The 24,108-nt window shown below is 42.4% G+C and carries 24 protein-coding genes and 1 tRNA gene; 7 read left to right on the forward strand and 18 right to left on the reverse strand.

What is annotated here, in order from left to right; genetic code table 11:
- Nucleotides 1–218: 218 nt before the first annotated feature.
- The gene (gene slrR / locus MHH41_RS15640; protein ID WP_050944236.1) at nt 219–689 is read left to right on the forward strand and encodes an HTH-type transcriptional regulator SlrR; all 471 of its coding nucleotides are present in this window, start codon (nt 219–221) and stop codon (nt 687–689) included.
- An 88-nt stretch (nt 690–777) separates the two neighbouring features.
- On the opposite strand, the gene MHH41_RS15645 is transcribed toward slrR, so the two are convergent.
- From MHH41_RS15645 to MHH41_RS15660, 4 genes are all read right to left on the reverse strand, one after another.
- Nucleotides 778–1,002: a phage holin gene (locus MHH41_RS15645; RefSeq protein WP_003212682.1), complete on the reverse strand. Its 225-nt coding sequence runs from the start codon at nt 1,000–1,002 to the stop codon at nt 778–780.
- A gap of 139 nt (nt 1,003–1,141) precedes the next feature.
- Nucleotides 1,142–2,047, reverse strand: coding sequence for an iron-hydroxamate ABC transporter substrate-binding protein (locus MHH41_RS15650; RefSeq protein ID WP_340866685.1), 906 nt, complete (start codon nt 2,045–2,047; stop codon nt 1,142–1,144).
- Nucleotides 2,048–2,064: 17 nt separating this feature from the next.
- The gene (locus MHH41_RS15655; protein ID WP_113387389.1) at nt 2,065–3,066 is read right to left on the reverse strand and encodes a FecCD family ABC transporter permease; all 1,002 of its coding nucleotides are present in this window, start codon (nt 3,064–3,066) and stop codon (nt 2,065–2,067) included.
- Complete coding sequence (locus MHH41_RS15660) at nt 3,063–4,091, reverse strand: FecCD family ABC transporter permease (protein WP_170965969.1); 1,029 nt, start codon at nt 4,089–4,091, stop codon at nt 3,063–3,065. The genes MHH41_RS15655 and MHH41_RS15660 overlap by 4 nt, the downstream gene beginning before the upstream one ends.
- Nucleotides 4,092–4,412: 321 nt before the next feature.
- On the opposite strand from MHH41_RS15660, the gene MHH41_RS15665 reads away from it, so the two are divergent.
- Nucleotides 4,413–5,822, forward strand: coding sequence for a polysaccharide deacetylase family protein (locus tag MHH41_RS15665; protein ID WP_050944242.1), 1,410 nt, complete (start codon nt 4,413–4,415; stop codon nt 5,820–5,822).
- A gap of 15 nt (nt 5,823–5,837) precedes the next feature.
- Here the strand turns inward: MHH41_RS15665 and abc-f are convergent, their stop codons facing one another.
- The 7 genes from abc-f to MHH41_RS15700 form a co-directional block, all read right to left on the reverse strand.
- Nucleotides 5,838–7,397: a ribosomal protection-like ABC-F family protein gene (gene abc-f, locus MHH41_RS15670; RefSeq protein WP_340866686.1), complete on the reverse strand. Its 1,560-nt coding sequence runs from the start codon at nt 7,395–7,397 to the stop codon at nt 5,838–5,840.
- Between the two features lie 332 nt (nt 7,398–7,729).
- On the reverse strand, nt 7,730–8,500 hold the full coding sequence (locus tag MHH41_RS15675; protein WP_340866538.1) for an ABC transporter ATP-binding protein: 771 nt from the start codon (nt 8,498–8,500) through the stop codon (nt 7,730–7,732).
- Nucleotides 8,494–9,309: an ABC transporter ATP-binding protein gene (locus MHH41_RS15680; protein ID WP_310425639.1), complete on the reverse strand. Its 816-nt coding sequence runs from the start codon at nt 9,307–9,309 to the stop codon at nt 8,494–8,496. The genes MHH41_RS15675 and MHH41_RS15680 overlap by 7 nt, the downstream gene beginning before the upstream one ends.
- The gene (gene opp1C / locus MHH41_RS15685) at nt 9,272–10,159 is read right to left on the reverse strand and encodes a nickel/cobalt ABC transporter permease (protein ID WP_310425637.1); all 888 of its coding nucleotides are present in this window, start codon (nt 10,157–10,159) and stop codon (nt 9,272–9,274) included. Before opp1C ends, MHH41_RS15680 begins: the two co-directional genes overlap by 38 nt.
- A 5-nt stretch (nt 10,160–10,164) precedes the next feature.
- Complete coding sequence (gene opp1B / locus MHH41_RS15690; protein ID WP_339160516.1) at nt 10,165–11,094, reverse strand: nickel/cobalt ABC transporter permease; 930 nt, start codon at nt 11,092–11,094, stop codon at nt 10,165–10,167.
- 15 nt (nt 11,095–11,109) lie between these two features.
- Nucleotides 11,110–12,741 carry a nickel ABC transporter substrate-binding protein gene (gene nikA, locus MHH41_RS15695; protein ID WP_310425635.1) on the reverse strand — a complete coding sequence of 544 codons (1,632 nt, stop codon included), beginning with the start codon at nt 12,739–12,741 and terminating at the stop codon, nt 11,110–11,112.
- A 123-nt stretch (nt 12,742–12,864) separates the two neighbouring features.
- Nucleotides 12,865–14,034: a macrolide family glycosyltransferase gene (locus MHH41_RS15700; protein ID WP_340866539.1), complete on the reverse strand. Its 1,170-nt coding sequence runs from the start codon at nt 14,032–14,034 to the stop codon at nt 12,865–12,867.
- Between the two features lie 641 nt (nt 14,035–14,675).
- Between MHH41_RS15700 and MHH41_RS15705 the strand changes: the two genes are divergently transcribed.
- Nucleotides 14,676–15,875: a multidrug effflux MFS transporter gene (locus MHH41_RS15705; RefSeq protein WP_340866540.1), complete on the forward strand. Its 1,200-nt coding sequence runs from the start codon at nt 14,676–14,678 to the stop codon at nt 15,873–15,875.
- 229 nt (nt 15,876–16,104) lie between these two features.
- Here MHH41_RS15705 and MHH41_RS15710 read toward each other — a convergent pair.
- Both MHH41_RS15710 and MHH41_RS15715 read right to left on the reverse strand, forming a co-directional pair.
- Nucleotides 16,105–16,180, reverse strand: a tRNA-Arg gene (locus tag MHH41_RS15710).
- 117 nt (nt 16,181–16,297) lie between these two features.
- Nucleotides 16,298–16,603: a TM2 domain-containing protein gene (locus tag MHH41_RS15715; protein WP_050944247.1), complete on the reverse strand. Its 306-nt coding sequence runs from the start codon at nt 16,601–16,603 to the stop codon at nt 16,298–16,300.
- 228 nt (nt 16,604–16,831) lie between these two features.
- Between MHH41_RS15715 and clpP the strand changes: the two genes are divergently transcribed.
- Nucleotides 16,832–17,428 (forward strand): ATP-dependent Clp endopeptidase proteolytic subunit ClpP, encoded by a 597-nt coding sequence (gene clpP / locus MHH41_RS15720; protein ID WP_024719872.1) that lies wholly within the window; start codon nt 16,832–16,834, stop codon nt 17,426–17,428.
- A gap of 64 nt (nt 17,429–17,492) precedes the next feature.
- Here clpP and MHH41_RS15725 read toward each other — a convergent pair whose 3' ends face one another.
- The gene (locus tag MHH41_RS15725; RefSeq protein WP_034620142.1) at nt 17,493–18,071 is read right to left on the reverse strand and encodes an LOG family protein; all 579 of its coding nucleotides are present in this window, start codon (nt 18,069–18,071) and stop codon (nt 17,493–17,495) included.
- A gap of 136 nt (nt 18,072–18,207) precedes the next feature.
- On the opposite strand from MHH41_RS15725, the gene MHH41_RS15730 reads away from it, so the two are divergent.
- On the forward strand, nt 18,208–18,537 hold the full coding sequence (locus MHH41_RS15730) for a MazG nucleotide pyrophosphohydrolase domain-containing protein (RefSeq protein ID WP_050944249.1): 330 nt from the start codon (nt 18,208–18,210) through the stop codon (nt 18,535–18,537).
- 28 nt (nt 18,538–18,565) lie between these two features.
- Here MHH41_RS15730 and MHH41_RS15735 read toward each other — a convergent pair whose 3' ends face one another.
- Together MHH41_RS15735 and MHH41_RS15740 are read right to left on the reverse strand one after the other, a co-directional pair.
- Complete coding sequence (locus MHH41_RS15735; RefSeq protein ID WP_050944252.1) at nt 18,566–20,188, reverse strand: SulP family inorganic anion transporter; 1,623 nt, start codon at nt 20,186–20,188, stop codon at nt 18,566–18,568.
- Between the two features lie 37 nt (nt 20,189–20,225).
- A complete protein-coding gene (locus MHH41_RS15740; protein WP_003213318.1) occupies nt 20,226–20,807 on the reverse strand; it encodes a beta-class carbonic anhydrase in 582 nt (193 codons plus the stop codon).
- Nucleotides 20,808–21,360: 553 nt separating this feature from the next.
- Between MHH41_RS15740 and MHH41_RS15745 the strand changes: the two genes are divergently transcribed.
- Both MHH41_RS15745 and MHH41_RS15750 read left to right on the forward strand, forming a co-directional pair.
- Entirely contained in the window at nt 21,361–22,338 is a 978-nt protein-coding gene (locus MHH41_RS15745; RefSeq protein WP_050944255.1) for a 2-hydroxyacid dehydrogenase, read from the forward strand.
- Nucleotides 22,339–22,570: 232 nt separating this feature from the next.
- Entirely contained in the window at nt 22,571–23,011 is a 441-nt protein-coding gene (locus MHH41_RS15750; protein WP_371869438.1) for a ribonuclease, read from the forward strand.
- 50 nt (nt 23,012–23,061) lie between these two features.
- Here the strand turns inward: MHH41_RS15750 and MHH41_RS15755 are convergent, their stop codons facing one another.
- The gene (locus MHH41_RS15755) at nt 23,062–23,805 is read right to left on the reverse strand and encodes an arylamine N-acetyltransferase family protein (protein WP_050944257.1); all 744 of its coding nucleotides are present in this window, start codon (nt 23,803–23,805) and stop codon (nt 23,062–23,064) included.
- A 40-nt stretch (nt 23,806–23,845) separates the two neighbouring features.
- The gene (locus tag MHH41_RS15760; RefSeq protein ID WP_003212821.1) at nt 23,846–24,103 is read right to left on the reverse strand and encodes an HPr family phosphocarrier protein; all 258 of its coding nucleotides are present in this window, start codon (nt 24,101–24,103) and stop codon (nt 23,846–23,848) included.
- Nucleotides 24,104–24,108 lie beyond the last annotated feature (5 nt).

A 24,108-nucleotide genomic window follows, 5' to 3' on the forward strand; every position in this document is an offset into this window, starting at 1 on the left:
ATATGGTTTCTTTTTGTTAATGATTGGATTATAAAAGATAATACCCGCAAAGAAAAATGTCATAATAGGTCTTATAGTTCTTTTTAAAGAACGAAATCGTTCGTTTTCTTTTGTTTACTTCCTAATTCTTACGTTTTTGAATTTTATAAAGAACAATTTATTTCTTATAATGAACGAAAAGGTCGCAGTACGATTCGCCAGGAAGAAGGGATGATCGAATGATAGGAAAGGTGATACGCATTTACCGAAAGAGGAAGGGATACTCCATTCAGCAGCTGGCTGAAGATGCCCATGTTTCTAAATCGTATTTGAGTAAGATAGAGCGTGGTGTCCACAGAAATCCATCTGTCCAGTTTTTAAAAAAGGTATCCTCTTCGCTAGAGATTGATTTACAAGAGCTATTTGATGCAGAGACGTTGATGTTTCATGAGTCTGAGAGTGGTGAACACGAATGGCGGGAGCATATCGTCAATGCCGTCCAATCCGGCATGCCAAAAGAAGAACTCTATCAGCTGCTCCAAACGTACCGAAAGGAGCAGGAAGAAAAGACGTTACATGTCACTCATAGAAAGTTGACGGATTCGAATATAACAGAGTGGAAGCGTCTGATGAGTGAGGCGAAAGCTATCGGCTTAAGCATTGAGGAAGTAAAAGCATTCCTCGCCAACATGGGAGAACGACGGGCGTAAGCCTTTCAGGAAGAGTCAAATTGCGGGGAGAGGCGTTTGACGCTTCGCTGAAAAAGAGCCTTTTATCATGAAAAGGCTCTTTTTCCTCTTATTCTGCTTTTTTTGTTCGTGCTTTTTTCGTTATATCATTGTTTTTCCAATAGGCCCAGAGAGATGTAATTCCAAGAAAGACTAACGTGATGAATTGCTGAATACCTTCTTCATCAATAGGTATTGGGCTTTTTCCCGCAGCGGTTAGCGCACTGTTGACAAGCGCGAGCAAAAGCAGCACAAGCCTTGCGATTGTACCTGCACTAATTTTTTGAACTTCCAACTGTAACCCCTCCCTTTCTTCCCCTTCACGGGCGGTACGGCTCGTTCTCTCTCATATGTATGCAAAAACCGAAAGAATAGAAGACCGGATCAAAAAAAGAGACATCATGCCTATATAAGGAATGATGCCTGATTTCATCTTATTTTGATGTAGAAAACATCTCTTTCGCTTCATCCAATGCCATTTTATTGCCTAGTGCTGAGTAATCGAGCCATGGCTGATCGGCAATCGGATAGACTTGATTGTTCTTCACAGCTTTTAGACCCTTCCAAATCGGCGTCTTTTCTAATTGCTTGAATGCCTGCTGCGCTTTATCATCACGGTTCACAACGACAAAGATAGCATCTGCATCATAGTCAGGAAGAACCTCTTGAGAAATCACTTCAAATGGCCGCTTGCTGTCCAGTTTCTTCACACCATCGACAGGTGTGAGGCCTAAATCCTCGTACAAAATTGGACCCATTGGGCGCTTCATGCTAAATACTCGAAGCTCCTTTGCCGTCACACGGATCGCCATTACTTTTCCGTTTCCAATCTTTTGTTTGATGAGCGATTTGACTTCTTTTGCTTCTTGATTGTAATCCTGAATATATTGATCTGCTTCTTTCTCTTTATTGACGAACTTGCCGATTTTTTTCAAATGATCGCGCCAAGTGCCGTTATTTAAATTAAACACTTCTGTTTTGGCAATTTTTTTATATTTCGATAAATCTTGTCCAGCTAGTTCTTCATCAATGTAAATAACATCTGGTTGTAATGCAAGCAACGACTCCATATCAGGATCGGCTGCGATGCCCAGCTTCTTCGTACCACTCAGCTGCTTTTTGGCATGTGGAAGAAAATCTTTTAAATCCCCTCCTACAACAGAGCCTGCTGGCTTGATACCGAGAGCTAATAAGTCATTCGTTAAATGAATAGACAAGGAAGCAATTTTCGGTGTTCCATGATCATTTTGAGTTGCTTTATTCTTTGTTTCCTGTTGACCACAAGCGGCAAGCAAAATAAAACAGAGCGTTAAACCAAGCACAAGTAATTTTTTCATGATGAGTTCCTCTTTCTTGTTTATTTCGTTTTTGTTAATAAATAGAGAAAATAAGGAGCGCCGATAAAAGCCACAACGACACCCGCTGGTATGGCATTTGGGGCAAAGATGGAACGTCCAATTGTATCGGCACTGACCAAAATCAACAAGCCAAGCAGCGCACTAACCGGTAAAAAGTATTGATGAAGCGAGCCGACAAGTCGCCTTGCCAAATGCGGGGCGACAAGTCCAATAAAACCAATACCGCCTGTCATCGAAACACTTGCACTCGCCAAACCAACAGCTAAGGTCAGCAAAAGGAGACGCTGACGCTGAACACGTACACCTACACTTGAGGCGACAGCATCTCCTAATGTCAACGCATTGAGCGTGCTTGACTGCATCAGCGTAAGCGGCACAAGGCATACAATCCAAGGCAGAAGCGCTAACACATGAATCCAATCTCTCCCCCAGACATTTCCGACAAGCCATCTTGAAGCAAATGTGTAAGTATCTTCATCTAGCTTCAATGACAAAAATAATGTCAAAGCACTGAATCCCGCTGCAACTGCAATTCCTACTAAAATCAGCCGGATGGGAACGAGCCCTTCCTGCCGGTCATACGCCAGAAGCACAATGACCGCTGCCGCAAGAAGCCCTCCGCCAAATGTAAAGAGCGGAATCAGAAGAGAGGGATTGCCTTCTAGTGCGTGGAAATACGTCACAAACACGATTAAGCCAAATGCGGCGCCTGCATTCAGTCCAATAATCCCTGGATCGGCCAGCGGGTTACGAGATAAACTTTGCAAAATGCCTCCCGCAATACCAAGACCAATTCCCGCTAGCATCGTTACCACGATTCGAGGCAGACGATAGTCAAACAGCACCGTTTCACTTTGAAAATCTCCAAAGCCGAATAACGTTTTGACGACCACAAGAGGATTTAGTTTTAGCGTACCGGTATTTAAGCTATACAGCACAACAGCCACACTTAAACAAAGCAAAACGACTGTCACAACAAGAGCCCGCTGTTTCTCTCTCATGACAGGTTCCTCCCTTCTTTTCTGGCAATATACAAGAAGAAAGGAACACCGACAAGTGCCACCATCACGCCAATGGCAAGCTCTCGCGGCGGATTAACGGTGCGGCTGGCAAGGTCAGCAAAGACAAGCAGCACCGCGCCTAATATCGCTGACATCGGAATGACGAAACGATAGTTTACACCAACCAGCTTTCGTGCGATATGCGGGATGACAAGACCGACAAACCCAATGGAGCCGACTGCTGACACAGAAACCCCTGCTAATAATACAGCAGCTACCATTCCTAGTATTCGCACTTGTCGCGTTTTCACCCCTAAATTTGCCGCTACATCTTCACCAAGCGACAGTAGCGACAATGACCGTCCTAATAGCATCGCCCATACGATCACTATGAGAATGACCGGAGCAAGAATTGTCAGCTGCGGCCATTTCACACCAGCCACTCCGCCTGCATACCAAAACGCAAGATCCTGACTTAAGTCAAAATAAATCGCGATTCCAGAGCTAAGTGCATGAAGCAATGCAGCCACAACGGCTCCTGCTACAGTTAAGCGCAGCGGTGTCAAAACGCCGCCTGCCGCACCAATCGCAAAGATCAGCAGCGTACTGAGCACTGCACCAAAAAAGGAAGACAACATAAGTGCCGAATAAGGGATGCCTGGGAAAAAAGCAAAACAAAGAGCGACCACAAACATCGCACCGCCATTGATGCCCAAAATTCCCGCATCGGCCAGCGGGTTTCTTGTAATCCCCTGCATGAGCGCACCCGCTACGGCAAATGCCGCTCCAACAAGAGCTGCTCCTAAAACACGAGGAAGTCTTAACTCATGGATGATCTGCTGCTCTGTGACATCTGACTGATAGTCAAATACAGCTGTCCAAACCGTTTGCAGAGACAATGTTTTGGCACCATATGACACAGCCAAAAACATGGCAACAGCCAAACTAAGGACGGCGAGAAAAAATATCAAAAAGAACAGAATATATGATGATCGTTTTTGTTGAGGTGTTCGCTTATCCTGCAAAATCGGTGTCATCCTTTTCTTCATTAAAAGTCTGTTTGAAAATGAGAATCATAATCATCAAAATTATATCTGCCTGCCTCTCAAAAATCAATGTACACCTCATTTTTTAATTAATGAAGGTATGCAGGTGACAGTGTCATACAGTGTCTTTGCTCGTTTGAAATGGCCTATCATTTTTTCTCATAGTTTAATAGGAAAATAGTTGACATTCCGCCTGAACATCCTCTAAAATGACAAAAGTAAGTCAAATGTTATAAAAATATTACAAACAGATGTCAAACTGATAAAGAATGACCCGTCTTGAGAGGAGATTTGAACGTTGTGTCATTAAAGGGAAAATGGAGTATCGGCCTATTTGCACTTGCGATCGTCATTGGAGTCGTTGCTTTCTTTCAGAATCAACAAGCAAGTGGGACCGAGAAGAAAAATGTAAAGCAGGATACGAACTATAAAAACGTCGAAATCGTTACTCTCGTAAATGACGGGAAATTTATGAGATATGCAGTCAACTATCCTCTTTTTCATCAAAAAGAGCTAGATGACAAGATTCAAAGCTACGCAAATTCAGCTTTAGAGCATTTCAAAAAGACGTTTAGTGAAGCCAAGGACGTCGATGAAAACAAACGCTTTGAACTGAATATTGATTATGATATGGTGCATTATGCGAAGCAGTCGGCTGCTATTCGCTTTACGACTTATACCTATACAGGTCAGCAAAATGGGACCACCAATCATCTCACAATCAACTATGATTTTCAGAAAAAAACCTTTCTTGACACAAAAGATTTATTTCTACCTAAAACCAACTTTTTAAAGAAATTATCCTACATTACATATTCAGAGCTTCAAAAGGACAAAACCTTATCTAAGGATCAGACGCTCCTTCAGAAAGGAACAGCCCCTACTGCCCAAAACTTCAGTCAATTTGCCTTGAAAGAGAAATATGTAGAATTTTATTTCCCAGCATCTCAAGTAGCCGGCGAGGATCTTGGTCCCCAAACACTTGCGATTAAAAAAACGCTACTGAAAGATATAATGAAGCCAGAATATATGAATAAAACCAAAAATCAAAATGAAATGAAAGAACCAAATCCGAAAAGAAAAGCCGTCAAGCTGCCGCAAAAATCAAAGCTTGATCCAAATAAAAAAGCCATCGCCCTCACATTTGATGATGGTCCGAACCCAGCGACCACCTCAAAGATTTTAGAAGCACTGAAGGAAAATAAAGGACATGCGACCTTTTTCGTATTAGGCAGCAGGGTGCAGTATTATCCTAGTATGCTTGCCGATATTCTAAAAGGCGGGAATGAAATCGGAAACCATTCTTACAGTCATCCTTTATTAACAAGACTGCCTTTAAAGGAGGCGGTAAAACAAGTGAAGGATACTCAGAAGCTGATTGAGAAAGCGAGCGGGTATACACCTACGCACTTTAGACCGCCATATGGTGGGACAAATCAAGACATCAATCAAGCAGTTGGGATGAAGGTCTCTTTATGGGATGTTGATCCTGAGGATTGGAAAATTCGCAACAGCCAGCAGATCACAAACCACGTTCTTTCACATGCAGCAGATGGCAGAACGGTGTTAATGCACGATATTTATGACAGCTCAGCTCAAGCAGCAGTGAAGATCATTCATGAACTCACCAAACAAGGCTATCAGCTCGTCACCGTCAGTGAGCTTGATCAATTAAAAAAAGAACGACATGAACAAGCCCCTGTGCAATAAACACAGGGGTTTTCTTTATGACTCCAAAGATTTCTTTTGTTTCAATAATGCTTGAAATGTCTCCTCCAGCTCCTGAGACGGCTCAATACTTAACCGGCTGAGCACTTCAGACAGCTGTAAATCAATTAACAGAAGCTCCTCTTCTCTTTGGGTCACAGCTGGTTTGTCGCCTTTTTGTTTATACGCTTCATATGTTCCACAAAAAGCTTCAATACGCTTTTCATGAACATGGAAAATGCGAGTCGCCACATTCTCAATCAGTCTGCGATCATGGGAAACGAACACAACCGTACCCGAGTAATCCTTCAATAGACCTTCAAGCGCTTCAACTGCCGCCAGATCTAGAAAGTTCGTCGGTTCATCCAGCATGAGAACATTGGCATCGCTGACAAGCAAGGACGCCAGCATGGTCTTCACCCGTTCTCCTCCGCTTAACACCCCGACAGGTTTATACACGTCATCCCCTCGAAACCCAAGTCTCGCTAAAATCGTTCGTACCACTGTCTCATCTTGAACTGCCTCTTTCAGCGCATTTTGTAAAATCGATTCATCTACCTTTAATCCTGAAAGATCCTGACGAAAATAGCCGAGCTTGACAGCTTCTGAGCGAGAAACTCCGGGATGTCCATTTACCAGCATTCGGAGAAATGTCGTTTTCCCGCTCCCATTCTTGCCAATGATGGCGACCTTGTCCCCGCCTCTCACTTCCACATTCGCCTGCTTCCAAAGCAATTGATCGCCCGCCTTGCCATCTACATTTTTCACTCGCAAAATGGTACGGCTCGCTACTTCCTTCATTGTGTGCTGCGTCATTTGAATGGGCTGAATGTCTTTTACTTTCTCAACCTTTTCTAATTTCTCCATCCTTGTTTCAATCGATTTGGCTGTTTTTTGCAGCTTTTTTTGCTTATTTGCATAGTAGGGCTTTGCAATTTTTGGCCCTGAGGATTTCAGCTTTTGGGATGGCTTTGTCGCTTTGTCGGCTTTTTTCTTTTTCTTTTCTAGCGCATGCTCTAACTGTTTTTTCTTTTGAGTATAAGCTTCGTACGCTTCCACCTGCTGACGATGCGCCAGCTCTTTTTGCTGTGCAAATTGCGTGTAGTTGCCTTTGTATTGATTGAGCTGTCCATGATCCAGCTCCCAAATCTCCGTACATACCGCATCTAAAAAAGCACGATCATGTGAAACGACAATGAGGGCTCCTTGATAATTGTTCAGCTTCTCTTCCAGCCACTCAATGTGCTCTGTATCTAAATGAGTCGTTGGTTCATCTGCTAATAAAAGGGCAGAAGGACGGTTTAACGCGCTTTCAATATACGTCTGGGTCATCTCACCACCACTCCGTGTGCCATCCGCTTGTTTTAGCTGAGGAAGCAGTGTGCAGGTCGTTGTGGCGGCAAACGTGCCACTGTCTGGTGTCTCTTGCCCCGCGAGCACATGCAATAACGTCGTTTTCCCGCTTCCATTTGCCCCGACAAGTCCAATGCGGTCACTTTGATGGATGGCAAGCTCCTCGATATCAAATAACAATCGATCTTTTCGAAAAACCTTTAACTGATTGGCTTTTACTAACATCCAACCCTCTCCTTTCGTATCAGGAGACATGAAAAAGCCTCCCATTCTCAGAATAGGAGGCAAAATGGTGTACAAAAATAAGCGGATCAATTCCAGATGACGTGCCGTTCCTATCTGAACACACACATCCCCCGTATCAATCTCCTCATTCTTTGATTCCCAAGCTGTACCATCCTATTCCGAAGCTAAAAAATGAAAACGCAGCAAACATGGCAAACCAATCGTTTGCTCACTGCCTTCGTTTTTTCATTTTGCTTACAGGTCATAGGATTAGTACTTCATTGCATTGGGTCACCCTTCCGTCGTTTATTACGTTTACAATAAAAGATTGGTTATTTTTTGTCAAGCTGAAATGGCATAAGTGAATCCATTAATTTCAGCGTAAATGGATGGACCGCATCAAGCAGTTCATCCTTTTTGCATTCTTCCACTATGCTTCCTTCATGTAAAAAAAGGAGACGATCACATAGATACACTGCCGCTTCTATATCATGAGTAATCATAAGGATGGTCATGTCTAGCTCTTGTTTTAATGTCTCGAGCAGCTCCAATATTTGCACCTGAACAGAGACATCTAGTGAGCTCAGGACTTCGTCTAGTATGAGAATGGATGGGTGCGTTGATATGGCTCGTGCGATACACACTCGCTGGAGCTGACCGCCGCTTAGCTGATGAGCATACTGATATAGTAAAGAAGAGGGTAGTCTGACTTGTTCAAGCAACGATAAAATCTTCTGATCCACATTTTTTTCCTGCTTTAACAATCGCATAGGCTCCGCAACGATCTCTTTCACCGTAAAGGAAGGGTGAACTGAAGATCGATAATCCTGAAAGACCACACTCATTTTTCCACGGTTCATTTTCCGCCATATGTCAGCTGACTTCCCATCAATCTGCACCTTGCCGCTATTTATTTTTTCTAAACCAAGCAGGATTCGTGCCAATGTACTTTTACCACTGCCGCTTTCACCAACTAACCCAGCACATTGTCCCTTATCGATTTCAAACGAGACGTTTGAAATGCGTGGTTTTGACCGCATCTGCCGAGAAAAGAAACCTTTCTTCTCTCCATGTTTGATGAGGCTATCAGCTGTGATCAACATGGAAATGCCCTCACTCTCTGCTGCCGCAGCGTTTCTAGGGGCGCAGATAATCGGCGCCTCGTCTCAAGTAAATGCTTCGTTTGTGGATGCTCAGTTGCTGTGAATATCTTATCAGCTGGGCGATGTTCAAGCATCTCCCCTTGATGCATCACCAACACCTCGTCAGCGATCGCCTGAACAACGCCTAAATCATGCGAAATGATGATCAAAGCGGCACTTGTTTCTTCTTTTAGGCTCTGTAATTGAATGATGACTTCACGCCGATTATACGCATCAAGCGACGCAGTTGGTTCATCGGCAATGATCACATCAGGAGAAAGCATCATCGTGATCGCAATCATCACTCGCTGAAGCATACCGCCAGATAATTCATGAGGATATTGCTTCAACAATTCATTTGGATTTTTCAAATGAACACGCTCCAGTCCAGCGATGGCATGTGCTTTCCCCTCATTTCCACGTAAGCCCAAATGCCGCTGGAACGTTTCCATCATTTGATGACCAATGGTTTCGATAGGATTGAACGCATTCATCGCATCCTGTGAGATGAAGCCAATCCGCTTGCCTCTCCACTGCTCAGCTGTCTGAGTTGTCAATAACTCGCCATCCAACATGATCGCTCCCTCCACTTCTAACGAAGGTGGAATCAAGCCAATTAACGCTTTTGCGACGGTTGATTTTCCGCTTCCACTTTCTCCAATTATGGCTAAACAGCGTTGCTGCTGTAGGGAGAATGTCATGTTCGCCACGATACTCTTTTGCTGGACTGGATCATGTACGGACAGGTTTTTTACGTCGATGAAAGGCAAATGGTCTCGCTCCCTTCTTATTGTGATAATACATCGCAGGGGTCGTAGCCTGCTGCAGGCTGTCTCCTAAAAAGTTCAGCGCCATGACCACAAATAAAATGGCGAGCCCAGGCGCAAGCATATGGGCTGGATGGGTCACCATGACATTTTTCGCTTCGTTGAGCATCATCCCCCATTCCGGGGTAGGTGCGCTCACACCTAATCCCAGAAAAGACAGGGCCGATATATTTAAAATGACCCAACCCGCATCAAGTGTCGCAAAAACAGCTATTTCTCCTGAAATGCGAGGAAATAAATGCTTTCTCAGGATGTAAAATGGGGAGCCGCCAGATACTTTTACAAACTGAACAGATGGTTCATTCGCATATTGCAGAACAGATGAACGAATCATCCTTGTATACCAGGCCCATTTCGCTAGGACATTTGCCAAAATAATATTGAACAGTCCAGGCCCCAGTATCCCGACAACCGCTAGAATCATCACTTCTGCTGGGAAGGAGAGCATGACATCACACGCCCTCATCAACAAGCCGTCCACCTTTCCTCGGAAAAAGCCCGCCATGAGTCCAAGTGAGGTGCCAATGAGCATCGTCAGACACATCGTCAGCATGGCCGCAAGCATTGTGGTCCGAATCCCATATAAAAGCCGTGATAATACGCATCTTCCGAGCTGATCCGTTCCGAGCGGATAAGTCAGGCTGATGCCGGCATATTTTTGAAGAATGTTTGTTTCTGTTGGATCATGTGGTGCTAATACTGGTGCAAACAGTCCTGCTAAAACGACAAGTACTAACAGCCAGATAGAAAGAACCGCCATGCGGTCTTTTTTTAATTGACTCCACCCTATCATCGTTCTCAGGCCTCCTTTCGCAGCTGCGGATTCATGGTCATTTGCACAACATCAGCCATGAGGTTACACACAACAAAAAGGAACCCCATCACAAATAAATAGGCTTGAATAATAGGGAAATCGGCATGGAAAATAGCTGTTACACACAACCGGCCAACCCCTGGCCAAGCAAAAAGATTTTCAATAATAACCGTGCCAGCAATGAGTTTCGGGATAGACATACCAAGTGCTGTCACCGCTAATTGAAGCGCATGTCTCATCACTTTCAATTGAACAGCCCGTTCCTTTAATCCGCGAGCTCTTGCATAAAAAACAAATGGCTCATGCTGAAATTTCAGAATTTGATTGCGAATGAGTCTCACATAGGTCGATAAGTAGCCCAGCGATAGTGTGACAGCTGGGAGAATAATTGATTTGAACCCTTCCATTCCACTCGTATTGACCCAATTGAATTTGACAGAAAAAAGCCAAATAAACAAAATCCCTAACCAAAAACTAGGCATTGAAGCAGCGATAAATACAAAAGCGCGCAGTACTCGATCCACCCATGTATGCGCAGCATATGCACAGATCACTCCGAGTAACAAACTCAATACAATGATGATAAAGAGCGCTGCTCCTGCAAGCTGCAATGTGGCAGGCAGCGCCTCCATGATAAGATCAAAAACTGGCTCCTGTGTAACATAACTCCTGCCAAAATCCCCTGTTAGTCCATCTTTGAGCCATGTGACATATCGTATAAGAAATGGCTGATCTAAGCCTAGCTCCTGCCGCATCGATTCAATCATGTCTTCTGTTGGCGTCACTTGATTCACCCGCAAAGCAACCTCAGCTGGATCACTTGCCCGCATCGTCAGCAGGACAAAGGCAAAGAAAGTAATGAACATCATGAGCGGAAAAAGCAGCAATATTCGTTTTAAGAGATAGCGTGTCATGTCTCCGTCCCCTCTTTATGACGAAAAATACATACGGTCAAAGGGAATTTCATACTGTGACACATGAAAACCAATACCTTTCAGGCGCTTATTATAGACGGCCTTTGTCACAGAATAAGAGATTGGGATATAGATATTTTCATCATGAATATACGTCAAGATGTCTCGATACATTTGTTTCCGCTTTTGCTCATCTCGTTCTACCAATACTTTCGTAATCGTCTCGTCCAGCCACTTTTTCTTCTTCAACCCTAGTTGAGCTTGATAATCAGCATGTGATGCTACGCGGAACGAAGAAACATAGGTTTGTGGATCATAAGGAAGTCCCCACGATAGCGAGTACATCAGGTCGAATTTCCCTGTTTTCTGGCGGTCTAAAAATGCCTGTTTTTCTTCTCCTCTAATATCCAGTTTGATCCCAACTTGCTTGAAATCTTGTTGGATCGATTCACTTATCGTTCTTTCGCCTGCATTATCGGAATTATAGTAAATGGCGACACTCAGCCTTTTGCCATTTTGATAGCGGTAGCCGTCTTTTTTCAGCTTCCAGCCTGCCTCATCCAGTAATGCCTCTGCTTTCTCTTTTTGATAGGTTTTCTTTTTCAGCGGGATATCTGCGTAAGGGACTGACGGGGCAAGCAGCGTATGTGCCACCTGTTCCGTTCCATTTAAAATGCCTTTTGTGATCATCTCTTTTTGAATGGCATATTGAAACGCTTCTCTGACTTTCGGATCTTTTGTCATTGGCTGATTTGAATTGATGACGATTGACCTCGAACCAACAGGTGGACTCACGGTCACACCGTATTGACCTGCTTCCTTTAAAGCCTGGAATGAGTCTCCGTCAATCATGTCACCATCTGCACCGAATAAGAGATCAATTTCTCCTTTTTGCAGGGCAAGTAAAATCGTTTGGTGATCCGGCATGACTTTCCACTTCACTGTTGAGATTTTTGGCTTTTCCCCCCAGTAGTGGTCATTCACTTCAAAAACGGCATATTGATTTTTTTTATGTTCCTTTAGCACGTAAGGACCTGTGCCTGCATAGCTTTGAACTCCTTTGGCAGTCGTTCCATCAATGAAGCTTTTTGGAGAAATAAAACGGAAGGGACGTGTTAAGCCCAGTTCTTCTAACGTAGGGTAATATGGCTCTTTTAACGTAAGAACAAATGTATCGTCATCCACCGCCTTTGTGGATTTGATTTCGGATACAAGATTCAGCCAAGCATTCTTTTCAATGTTTTTAACGACGGCGTCCATATTCATTTTCACTGCTTTTGCATTAAAAGGCTCACCGTCTGAAAAAGTTACGTCTTTTCGAAGGTGAAAGGTATAGGTTCTCCCATCCTTTGAAATGTCCCAGCTTTTCGCTAAGGCAGGCTGAACGCCCTTCTCAGTATTGACAACAAGCGATTCAAACACCATATTTTGAGCGGCCATTTCTCCAGCATATAAATGGGGATTGATATCCCTTATATCTTTTGTACTTGCATACACTAGCTCATCTTCTTCTCTGTCATTCATACCGGAAGACGCTTTGTTATCAGAGCATGATGCCAATAAAAAACAAGCCATGACTGAAAACAGCATCAAGGTGTATGTCACATAGGATTGCTTTTTCTTTATGTAAACAGGCTGATCACTCATATGTACTTCCCCCAAATCTTATATTATCGTAATCATTACGATTATTAATCGAAATGATTACGAAATGAATAATAGCATACAGGAATAGGGAATACAATCCCTTTTTTTCATCAAAAAACAGACTCATGATTGAGTCTGTTTCGTCTGCATCCATTGATCAATCGTCCGCAATGCTTTATCTGTTCCTCCTGCTGTTTGGAAGCTTTCTTCAATTTTTTCGATTCCAGCACGGTACGTGTTACTTCCCAGAACAGATTCCACGGTTTCTCTTAGCTGCTTTGCTGTCAGCTGTTCTTTATCAAGTGCACGGGCAGCAGATAGCTCGGTCAGTCTTTGTGCGACCATCGGCTGATCTTTGTCGACAGGAATGACAACCATCGGAACGTGATAATGAATGCCTTCATTGACACTGTTCATTCCGCCATGCGTCACAAACACATCTGTCAGCTCAAGCACTTCAAGCTGCGGCACATAAGGCTCAATCAGAAAATGAGAAGGTGCTTCTTTCAAAAGAGACCGATCCACTTTTTCACCTGTTGCGAGCACCACTTTTCCATCAAAATCGGCAAAGGCATCTATACACATATTAAAAAATGCCTCTGTATCCCCAAGAACGGTGCCCATCGAAATAAAGACGACTTTATCTTGCTCAAGTGCTTCCAGCAGGAAATCATGCTGATCTGCCCTTTTTAGAAAGCTCGGTCCAATGAAAACAAATGAATCGTTCACTGCATCGACAGACGGCTGAAAATACTCACTTGTATACACGATATTCAGTTCTCCGCGATTTTTCATGAATTGCATCAAACGCGTTGGCTGAACGCCAAAACGCTCTTGTATGCTTTCTAACAGATGATCGGCTTTCTCATCTTTTCTGTATAGCGGTGTATCAAAATGCGCCTCTTGCAGCACAAAGGATGGGTTTGAACCGATCCCTGGAATTTGTAAATAATCTCGAACAAGCTCCCCTGCCCCAAACATATCAAAATAGACAAAATCAAATGAATGCTGCTGAGAAAGTATTTCCACCACCTCTAAAATATCAAATGATGTTTGCAGCATGGCATGAAAGAATGGCTGCATGGAATCGAGATTTCCTTCATCCACATGTAATGTCCGAATATAGTCTGGATGTTTATGTACGTGAGCGCCTAAGCGTTTGATTCGTTCCTCATAATGTACAGTTGTGACCGCATGCACTTCATCTCCACGATCCGCCCAAGCTTTGATGATCCCTAACATAGGATTCACATGCCCTTCAGCGGGAAATGTAATCAATAAAATCTTCGCCACAAGAAATCCCTCCTCATTGTCAATTCTCTTCCATGTTAATCATATACAGCCAGCAGGCTCAACAAATACGCCTGTAAAGGGAAGAAATGAGTCTTATGGCTAGTATTTTAAGAGGGTATAAGAAAAAAAGTCAAAGCCTCCTGTTAAGTGCTTTGTCTTTTTTAGATGATGATTTGATCAGCAATTTTTTTGAATGCAGCAGCTCATTATGCTAGATGTACAACGGGGTTAACCATGACAGATATTTAGAAATGAATGGCGAAAAAATAACCAAGACTGATACGGAAAGAGATAGTATAAAGGGCTTTGTATTATGGACACACCAGTTGAACGTTTTGGTGTTATTTTATAGGAACTTACGCATGACTATATGACTTTTTAGGACTAGATGATTGATTGGTTTCTTTGGATTTATTGGAACTGGTAGAGCCATTAGATGACTTCTTAGAAGCTACTTACAAGGGCTGTTTATAATAGAGTTGCACCACTTTATTTTTTTGAATGTTATAATCTTCAGTGTATCTTTAATTGGAAGGAAGTGAATTCATGAGTGCTTTAGAAAGAATCAAACTCGTGAAGCCACCATTTCCCGAGCTACGATGTTTTTCTTTCAAACCTATTATTATCTAGGAGAGGATTATTTGAAAAAAAACATCGAAAACAAAACACCTAGCCTATTATTACTAATTGTATTAATCGGCGTACCACAAATTAGTGAAACTATTTTTAGCCCATCATTACCTTCTATCGCAGAAGCGTTTGAAACTTCTATGAGTCATACACAGCTTACGATGAGTGTGTATTTTATCGCTTTTGCCTTCGGGGTATTTTTCTTTGGGCGTTTATCCGATAACATCGGTCGTCGCAAAGCAATGCTTTATGGGCTTATTTTATATTTTGTTGGTAACACACTTTGTTTAATAGCAAATGGAATGGCGGTTTTATTAGTCGCGCGCTTTATTCAAGCATTTGGTATAAGTGTCGGCTCTATCGTGACACAAACGATTTTACGTGAAAGTTTTTCTGGTGTTGAACGTCATAAACTATTTGCTCAAATTTCAGCTACTCTTGCCTTCACACCTGCAATTGGCCCATTAATCGGTGGCTTCACCGATTATTATTTAGGTTTTAAAGTTGTATTTTTGGTGTTAGTTACTATGAGCGCTATTGTATTTTGTTATGCGTTGCTACGCTTACCTGAAACATCGCTTACTACAATAGAAAAGAAGCCTTTACTACCTATAGTAAAGCGCATGATTACAAATGCCCGTCTATGGCGCTACGGTGTATTAATTGGCGGTATTAACGGTGTATTATTTAGTTATTATGCCGAAGCACCGTTTATTTTTACGCAATACTTTACTCTAACAAGTGCGATGTATGGCTTTTTAGGCATTACCGTTGCGTTAGCTTCTATCGCAGGTGCGATGCTATCCAAAAGACTCGTTAGCCATACAAAACCTGAGAAGATTATTGTACACGGGTTGGTCATTATGCTCATCGGTACATTGTTTGCTACATCGGTACATTTTTTACCAATTTCATTACAAATGCCGGCCATGATTGTTAGTGTGTTCATTATTTTATTTGGTACAGGTACCGCGTTACCAAACTGTTTAAGCTTAGCGCTTAATGACTTTCAAGACGTCATTGGTTCTGCGGGTGCGATATTTAGCTTAGGTTATTACTTACTCGTCAGTGCTACAGTCTATGGTATGAGCATTTTTCATAACGGAACAGTCCTTGCAATGCCATTATATGTCTTAACACTAGGGATTGTTATGCTTTTCATAAGTTTATCTTTACTTTATAAAAAAGACGCGCTGCTTAAAAAAAGATAAATCGAAAATAAGCATTAGGCATCTCGTAGTAAACGGATGTTAAACCCCTACAATAAACTTGAATACTAGTGTGCTAAACAAAAACCCATCCGAAAAGGGGTTTAAAACTAAGAAGGAATTATTCAAATTGACTTCACAAGAAACATAAAAAAGCTTGAAAACCTTTTATTTCAAAGGGTTTTCAAGCTTTTTCACAAATGATAAATCGAATCCTATCGGATACTATAGACGCGCTCGGAGGGATTCGAACCCCCGGCAGACGTGGTACCGGAAACCACCGCTCTATCCAACTGAGCTACGAGCGCACGATATGTTTTTGAACGTCAGCATATCAAATTATAAGGGAAATGCTGCAAGAAAGCAATGATATTCTGATGACTTCAAAGAAGAAGCCTGCACCGAAAAGATGCAGACATGTCGACTTATGCACTTTTAACAGATGCAATAATTTTTCGTTCCATGTTTTCATTTACTTCATCCACTGTTTTGACAAGACAAATGATCCCATCAATAAATGGCCAAATGAACAATGTCAACCATCCTAGTAGAAGCATGGTCACTGCATAGCCTTTCTTTTCATCAAGATAAAAACGATGAACGGCAATAGCTCCAAGGAACCACCACAAAATAAATACAACTAATTTCGACTTTTTTTTGGCTTGAAGTTCAGTTGATACAACAATACGCTGTTGATCAGTCAAACTACTTTTCTCCAAAAGATTATCCACTATTCTTCCTTCTTTCTGACTATATATAATAATAACATAGGTAATATTACCTCATAACAGAAAGTTTTACCATATTTTTTTAAAACTTTTCCATGGTTTAAGAAAAATAAATTTTGGGAAAAATAACATGTGGCTGTCGAATTTTTTGATTGCGTTTTGTTTGACCTTTATTGACCAAAAATGTATCATTGAATTACATACTTACCTAAAAGGTGAAGGAGGAACATTATGAATTTAATACCTACAGTCATTGAACAAACAAATCGTGGGGAAAGAGCTTACGACATTTATTCTCGTCTTTTAAAAGACCGTATTATCATGCTTGGTTCTGCGATCGATGACAATGTTGCCAACTCCATCGTGTCACAGCTGCTTTTCTTAGAAGCTGAAGATCCAGAAAAAGATATTTCTATCTACATTAACAGCCCTGGCGGTTCAATCACAGCTGGTATGGCCATTTACGATACGATGCAATTTATTAAACCAAAGGTATCAACCATTTGTATTGGTATGGCTGCATCTATGGGTGCGTTCCTGCTTGCTGCTGGTGAAAAAGGTAAGCGTTATGCTCTTCCAAACAGTGAAGTCATGATTCACCAACCACTAGGTGGTGCCCAAGGTCAAGCAACAGAAATTGAAATTGCGGCAAAACGAATCCTTTCTTTACGCGATAAACTGAACCAAGTACTTGCTGAACGTACTGGTCAGCCAATCGAAGTCATTGAGCGCGATACAGATCGTGACAACTTCAAAACAGCAGAAGAAGCACTTCAATACGGACTCATTGACAAAGTCTTGACCCGTAATTCAGAAGAACAAAAATAATATGACAAAACAAACCGTCTGCTCCTTGAACAGACGGTTTTTTGTGGTTGAAATACGCTTTACTTTAAGACAGCTCCGTCCATTTCTGCTGAAGAGATGGTGTTTGATAAGAAGCCATCTGCGTGATTAATTCCTCCGGTTCGCTGGAGGCATGTAACAATTGGAGGTGTGATTCATTCGAGAAACCTTCCTGTACACTAAACTTCACCATGTCAATGAGCGGATTGAAATAGTCATTCACTTGATACAAGCCGATTGGCTTTTGGTGAATGCCGATTTGTGCCCAGCATAGCACCTCAAATAATTCTTCATATGTACCAAAGCCGCCTGGCATCGCAATAAATCCATCAGCCAGCTCACTCATTTTCGCTTTTCGTTCATGCATTCCTGTTACCTCGATTAATTCTGTCAGCTCTTGATGTACAACTTCTCCTCTAAAAAGCCCCTTAGGCATAACTCCAATGACTTGCCCGCCATGTCTTAAGACCTCATCTGCAATGGCACCCATCAATCCAATTCGTGAACCGCCGTATACAAGACGGATGTCATGCTCTGCCATATAAGTCCCCAGCTCTACAGCCTTTTCTTTGTAGACGTCCTTCACACCTGGATTTGAACCAGCAAACACACAAATCGTTTTCATCAAAACAGCTCCATCTCTCTCTATGATTTCTTCACCCACTCATTCTACTATAATTGTTTTTAAAAAAACAGCCGCTTCATCTATATATAGTGTAAAATCAAAAGGTACACACCATATAAGGAGCTGTATAAAGAGAATGCAAACAAATGAGATGGAGAAATGGATCAAGGATTTTTACAAAAAGAGAAATTGGACAGAATACGGACCGTTTATCCGGTTAGGGTTCCTGATGGAAGAAACAGGAGAACTCGCTCGCGCTGTTAGAGCCATCGAGATCGGACGTGACCGGCCTGACGAGCAAAAACAAAAATCAGCTGAGTTGAAGAAAGAACTCGTTGAAGAAATGGGAGATGTGTTAGCGAATCTACTTATTTTAGCCGATCTCTATGATGTCACAGTAGAAGAGATTTTCTCCTCTCATCAACAGAAACTCACAAAGCGTTTTTCAGAACTGAAAAGCACGTGACCACATCGTCACGTGCTTTTTTCCACCTTTATAGCTGCTGTGGTGAGATATCATCTGTTCGTTCAAAGAAATGCTGTTTTCCAATATGATGGAAAAGACCTGTTCTGCGCAAAAGCTCTTTCGGCTGTGATTGAAGTCCGACAATCATCAGCTTACCATTATGATGCTTTAACCGATTGGAGATATTCATCAGCACCGCTTCTGCTGATGTGTCCATATAGTTGACTTTATTCATGAGCAGAATGAGCGTTTTCGGCTTTGTCTGAACATGGTCAAGAATCGAATTTTCGAGTGAATCTGTTGTTCCGAAAAACAGCGGCCCTTCAATGGCGTACATACTGATGCCTTGCTGGTCTGTCTGTTTTTCTAAAGCAGCTGCTGTTTCCATCTGGGGAACCGCAACGTTTGGATGAATGCTGGTCGTCTGGCTCATTTTTTTGATGAACGCGATAAAGGCTAAAATGAGACCTGCGGTGACGCCAATAATCAAATCACCGATGACCGTCAGCAGGAAGGTCACAACAAGTACAAGGGAATCCGCATTTTTCACTTTTACAATATTGATAAACTCTTTTTTCTCACTCATATTCCAAGCCACAAACATTAAAATCGGTGCCATCGCAGCAAGTGGAATCATAGACGCATATGGCGCAAAGAGCATTAAGATGAGCAGCACGACGACGCCATGCACAACACCTGAAATCGGGCTTGCTCCGCCATTTTTGATGTTTGTTGCCGTACGGGCAATCGCCCCAGTCGCCGGAATTCCTCCGAACAGCGGTGCCGCCATATTGGCGATCCCTTGTCCGACAAGCTCCTTGTTGCTATCATGCTTAGAGCCTTTCATATTATCAGCAACCATTGCGGACAAGATCGATTCTACTCCGCCTAAAAGCGCAATGACAATCGCTGGAGGGAGGAGATAGATCATTTTTTCAATCGTTAATTCAGGAAAAGCAAAGCTTGGCAGCTGACGAGGAATTTCCCCATATGCCGAGCCGATCGTTTCAACTTGTCCTTGGAAAAAGAGAACAGCTAGAAACGTTGAAGCCAATAGACCTAATAGAGCACCAGGTATTTTGGGAATGTATTTTTGTGCCACCAAAATCACAATAAGCCCAATAACAGCTGTGATGATGGCAAGACTGTTTGCGGTACCGAGATGGACCACAATTTCTCTCATATTGAGGAAAAAGCTTTCATGCTTTTCAACACCCTTTAATCCGAGGAAATTGGCAATCTGTCCTGAAAAAATAATGACAGCAATGCCAGCAGTAAAGCCGATGATAACCGGACGAGGAATAAATTTCATGAGCTTCCCTAGTTTGAATATCCCGAATAATACAAGCATACACCCTGCCATAAAACCGGCAATGAGTAAGTTTTCGATACCATATTGGCTGACGATACCAAATAAAATCGGAACAAACGCCCCAGTCGGCCCGCCGATCTGATACTTTGAACCACCAAACAATGAAATCAAAATGCCGGCAACGATGACTGTGTATAATCCATATTCTGGTCCGACACCAGATGCAATGGCAAAAGCCATGCCTAAAGGAATTGCCACAACGCCCACGACAAGCCCAGCGATTAAATCACGTCTAAATTTTGATGAATCATATCCTTCAAATCTTCCATAAAAACGCATGGTATGTGTTGGCCTCCTTCAAGTATGTGTAGATGATTTAGGTATACTGCGCATCAATCTGATTATCTTTCACAACGACATCCAGCTTTCCCGTTGCTGGATGAATGACAAGTCCATGAACAGCCACATCACTTGGCATCAATGGATGCTCTTTGACCAATTTCACACTTTGGGACACACTCTCTTCAACCGAATCAAAGCCTGTCAGCCATCCCTTTAAATCAACTCCTGAGTTTTTCACAATGCTCAAACATTTCTCTTCAATGCCACGCGCTTTCGCCTTTTCAAGTAAAGGATCTGCCGCAAGACCTGCCATTCCGCATTCATGATGTCCTACAATGCATACCTCTTCTGCCTTTAGCTCATAGATTGCTAGCAGAATACTCCGCATCACACTGCCAAAAGGATGTGTGACGATGGCGCCCGCATTTTTAATGATCTTCGCATCACCGTTACGTAGCCCCATGGATTGCGGCAATAATTCCAAAAGACGTGTATCCATACAAGTTAATATGACGAGTTTCTTTTCAGGAAATTTCCCCGCTTTGTAAGGCTCATAATGTCTCTCTTGTACGAACTTTGAATTGTGCTGAAGAATCTGTTCTAATTTTGATCCCATCCTGCCATCTCCCATCTTTTTATAAGTCACGTAAGCTCCTGCCTGTCCTCCTTTTCTTTCGTGTGTTCTCAAGCATAAAGATGAAAAATGATAGAAAAAAAAGAAAAAAATGAGAAAACGATGAGAAGAAATGTGATCATTTTCTCTCATTTACGCTTCATCGCAAGGGGGACGCGGTCTTCCTTTCAATCTATCGTTCTCTACTCGCCAAAAGACGATGAAATGGTTTAGTAGAAAACGACCTTCCCGTTTAATATGTTTCAAATATAATCATTTTTCTATCAAAAAATCTCGATCTATTTTCCAGTTTGTCAGATAATCTCTCAGAAAAACCGGCTTTTTCATATATCACAACTCCCATTAGCTGATTTTCATCTAAGTAAAAAATGAATCAGATGGCATATGAATACCCTTTTTCACTAAGAAAATGTCTCTCTTTTCCGTTATTTTAGTATATTAAATATTGAGCAGATAACCTTCAAACGTGTTCAGCCGAAATGGTTGCTTTATAATAAAAGGAGCAAGATGATCATGTGAAAGGAGCGAGTTGACAATGAAACCACACATTTTTGTCGCCAAACCATTACCTGCTTCATTTGAGGAAATACTAAAGGAACATTGTACATACGAGGTGTGGCAATCCAAGGACCCCATTCCAAAAGATATTTTGTTTCAAAAATTGCAGCATGCTGATGGTCTTTTAACGTCTGGAACGAAAATCGATCAAGAGCTATTAGATCACGCACCAAAACTCAAAGTAGTGAGCAATAACTCTGTCGGCTATGACAATTTCGATATAGAATTGATGAGGCAAAGAGGCGTAATTGGTACGCACACGCCTCATACACTCGACCATACTGTGGCTGACCTTGCATTTTCACTCATTCTTTCCTCTGCACGAAGAATTGCCGAGCTTGATCGTTTGATCCGTGAGGGGAAATGGACGAAATTTGTACAGGAAGAGGATATCTTTGGCATCGATGTCCATCATCAAACGCTTGGCATTATTGGCATGGGACGAATCGGAGAGCAAGTTGCCAAACGAGCTGCACATGGTTTTGATATGAATGTTCTGTATCATAACCGCAGCCGGAATGAAAAGGCTGAATCAGCATATGGCGCTTTATATTGCACACTTGATGACCTGCTAAAGCAAGCTGATATCATTGTGTTGATTACACCGCTGACCGATGAAACGTATCATATGATTGGCGAACGAGAATTGAAGTTAATGAAGCAAACGGCTTTATTTGTAAACATCTCCCGCGGGAAAACAGTGGACGAAAAAAGCCTCATTCAAGCGCTTCAAGAGGGATGGATCAAAGGCGCAGGTCTTGATGTGTTTGAACAGGAACCGCTTCAGGAGAATCATCCTTTCAAAGAAATGAACAATGTCACCCTTGTTCCCCACATCGGTTCCGCTACTGAAACAACACGGGATCTTATGCTGAAACGAGCCATTCATAATGTGATTCATGGAATTGATGGCAAAGCCCCTGTAGATATTGTGAAGGAGCTTGCTTCATCTTAATCGGAAAAGACGCAGGATTCAGAGCTGCGTCTTTTTATTTATTTCAATAGAAGGATATCAGGAAAAAAGCCTCATTTTAGCAAAGATCCTGTTTCTTTACATTTCCTTCATATTCGGGTGCTATAATATGAGGTAGACAAGCATCAAGAGGACAGCTTCCGATTTCCTTAATAGGAGGATGAAGATGAAAAAAATCAGTTCGGTTTTTACTATGTTTGCTCTGATCGCTGCTATTCTGTTTTCTGGTTTTATTCCGCAGCAAGCCTATGCCGAAACACCACTTACACCGACCGCCACAAATGAAACAGCTTCTATTCAACTGACATCAGATGTTCATACCCTTGCCGTCATTAATACGTTTGATGGTGTAGCCGATTATTTGATTCGCTACAAACGACTGCCTGATAACTACATCACAAAATCACAAGCAAGTGCTCTTGGATGGGTGGCATCAAAGGGAAATCTAGCAGAGGTTGCCCCAGGCAAAAGCATCGGTGGAGATGTTTTCTCTAACCGGGAGGGACGTCTTCCTTCAGCAAGCGGCCGCACATGGCGTGAGGCAGATATCAACTACGTCTCAGGCTTCCGCAATGCTGACCGCCTCGTGTATTCAAGTGACTGGCTCATTTACAAAACAACAGACCATTACGCGACATTCACACGGATTCGATAATCAATCAAAAAACAGCCCCATTTGACGCAGGGCTGTTTTTTTGATGCTACTTATGGCAGCAGGGTTTTCACGTATTCCTCAAAAGGCAGAGGCAGCGGTTTTTTCGACACTTCTTCATGTTCATGTATGGTGACATGATCCTCGGTGACGATTACACGTCCTGTTGGTGTGAGCTTTGAAGCAAGCGGTCTTTTGTTAAAAGGAGAGGCTTCATTTTCATAAATCTGCTTTCTCATTTGGACCAATGTAGGCTCACTCACCTCTTCCAATGTAAATGCATAGCCTGTCTCAGCGCCTTCTCCTCTATCTAATTGGACAAGATGCGTACCTTTTTCGGTTTTCTCTTCTTTGACTCGAAACCGAATAGACGCTCCTTCGACCCATTCTTCAGTAAAGGGTACAGGCTGAAGAGGTAAATTCACACCAAAACCCGCATCAATCAGATACCGTTCGTTGTGATGATTCAACGTCATGGCTACGTGCGTGCCATCGATTGCCCATGTGCCCGCTTCCTTGTTATACACGGTCCCTTGAACGAGCTGTACAGCGAGTCCTGCCTCTTTTAACACATAATATAAAAGAGGATTGAGATCGTAACAAAGACCTCCTCTGCCTCCTTCAAGAAGGTGCTGCTTCAATCCTTCTTGATTCAAGGCATAGGATTGTTTGTTCAGCACAGATCTATTTTCAAATGGAAAGGTGTAGGCCATCTTTTTTAATAATGCAGGCAGGTCATCAAAGGTGATGGACTGTCCTTCGTATCCGATCTTCTGTAAAAATGCTGATTGCATCATGTTCATTCCCCTTCTAAAAAAACTGAGTCTGTGAAGAGACTCAGTTTTCTTGATTGATAAAATCAGTTAACGCATCAATGGCTTCTTGTTCATCCGCACCATCTGCTATCAGTTTGACAGTGATCCCAGAGCTGATCGCAAGGCTCATGAGACCCATAATGCTCTTCGCATTGACTCTTTTTCCGTCCTTCTCTAGAAAAATTTCAGCCCCAAAGCGATTCGCTTCCTGTACGAACAAAGCAGCGGGACGTGCCTGCAAGCCTGTTTTCAACTGGATGGTGACCGTTTTTTCCACCATATGAT

Source organism: Bacillus sp. FSL K6-1145 (assembly GCF_038003425.1).
GTDB lineage: Bacteria > Bacillota > Bacilli > Bacillales > Bacillaceae > Bacillus > Bacillus pumilus.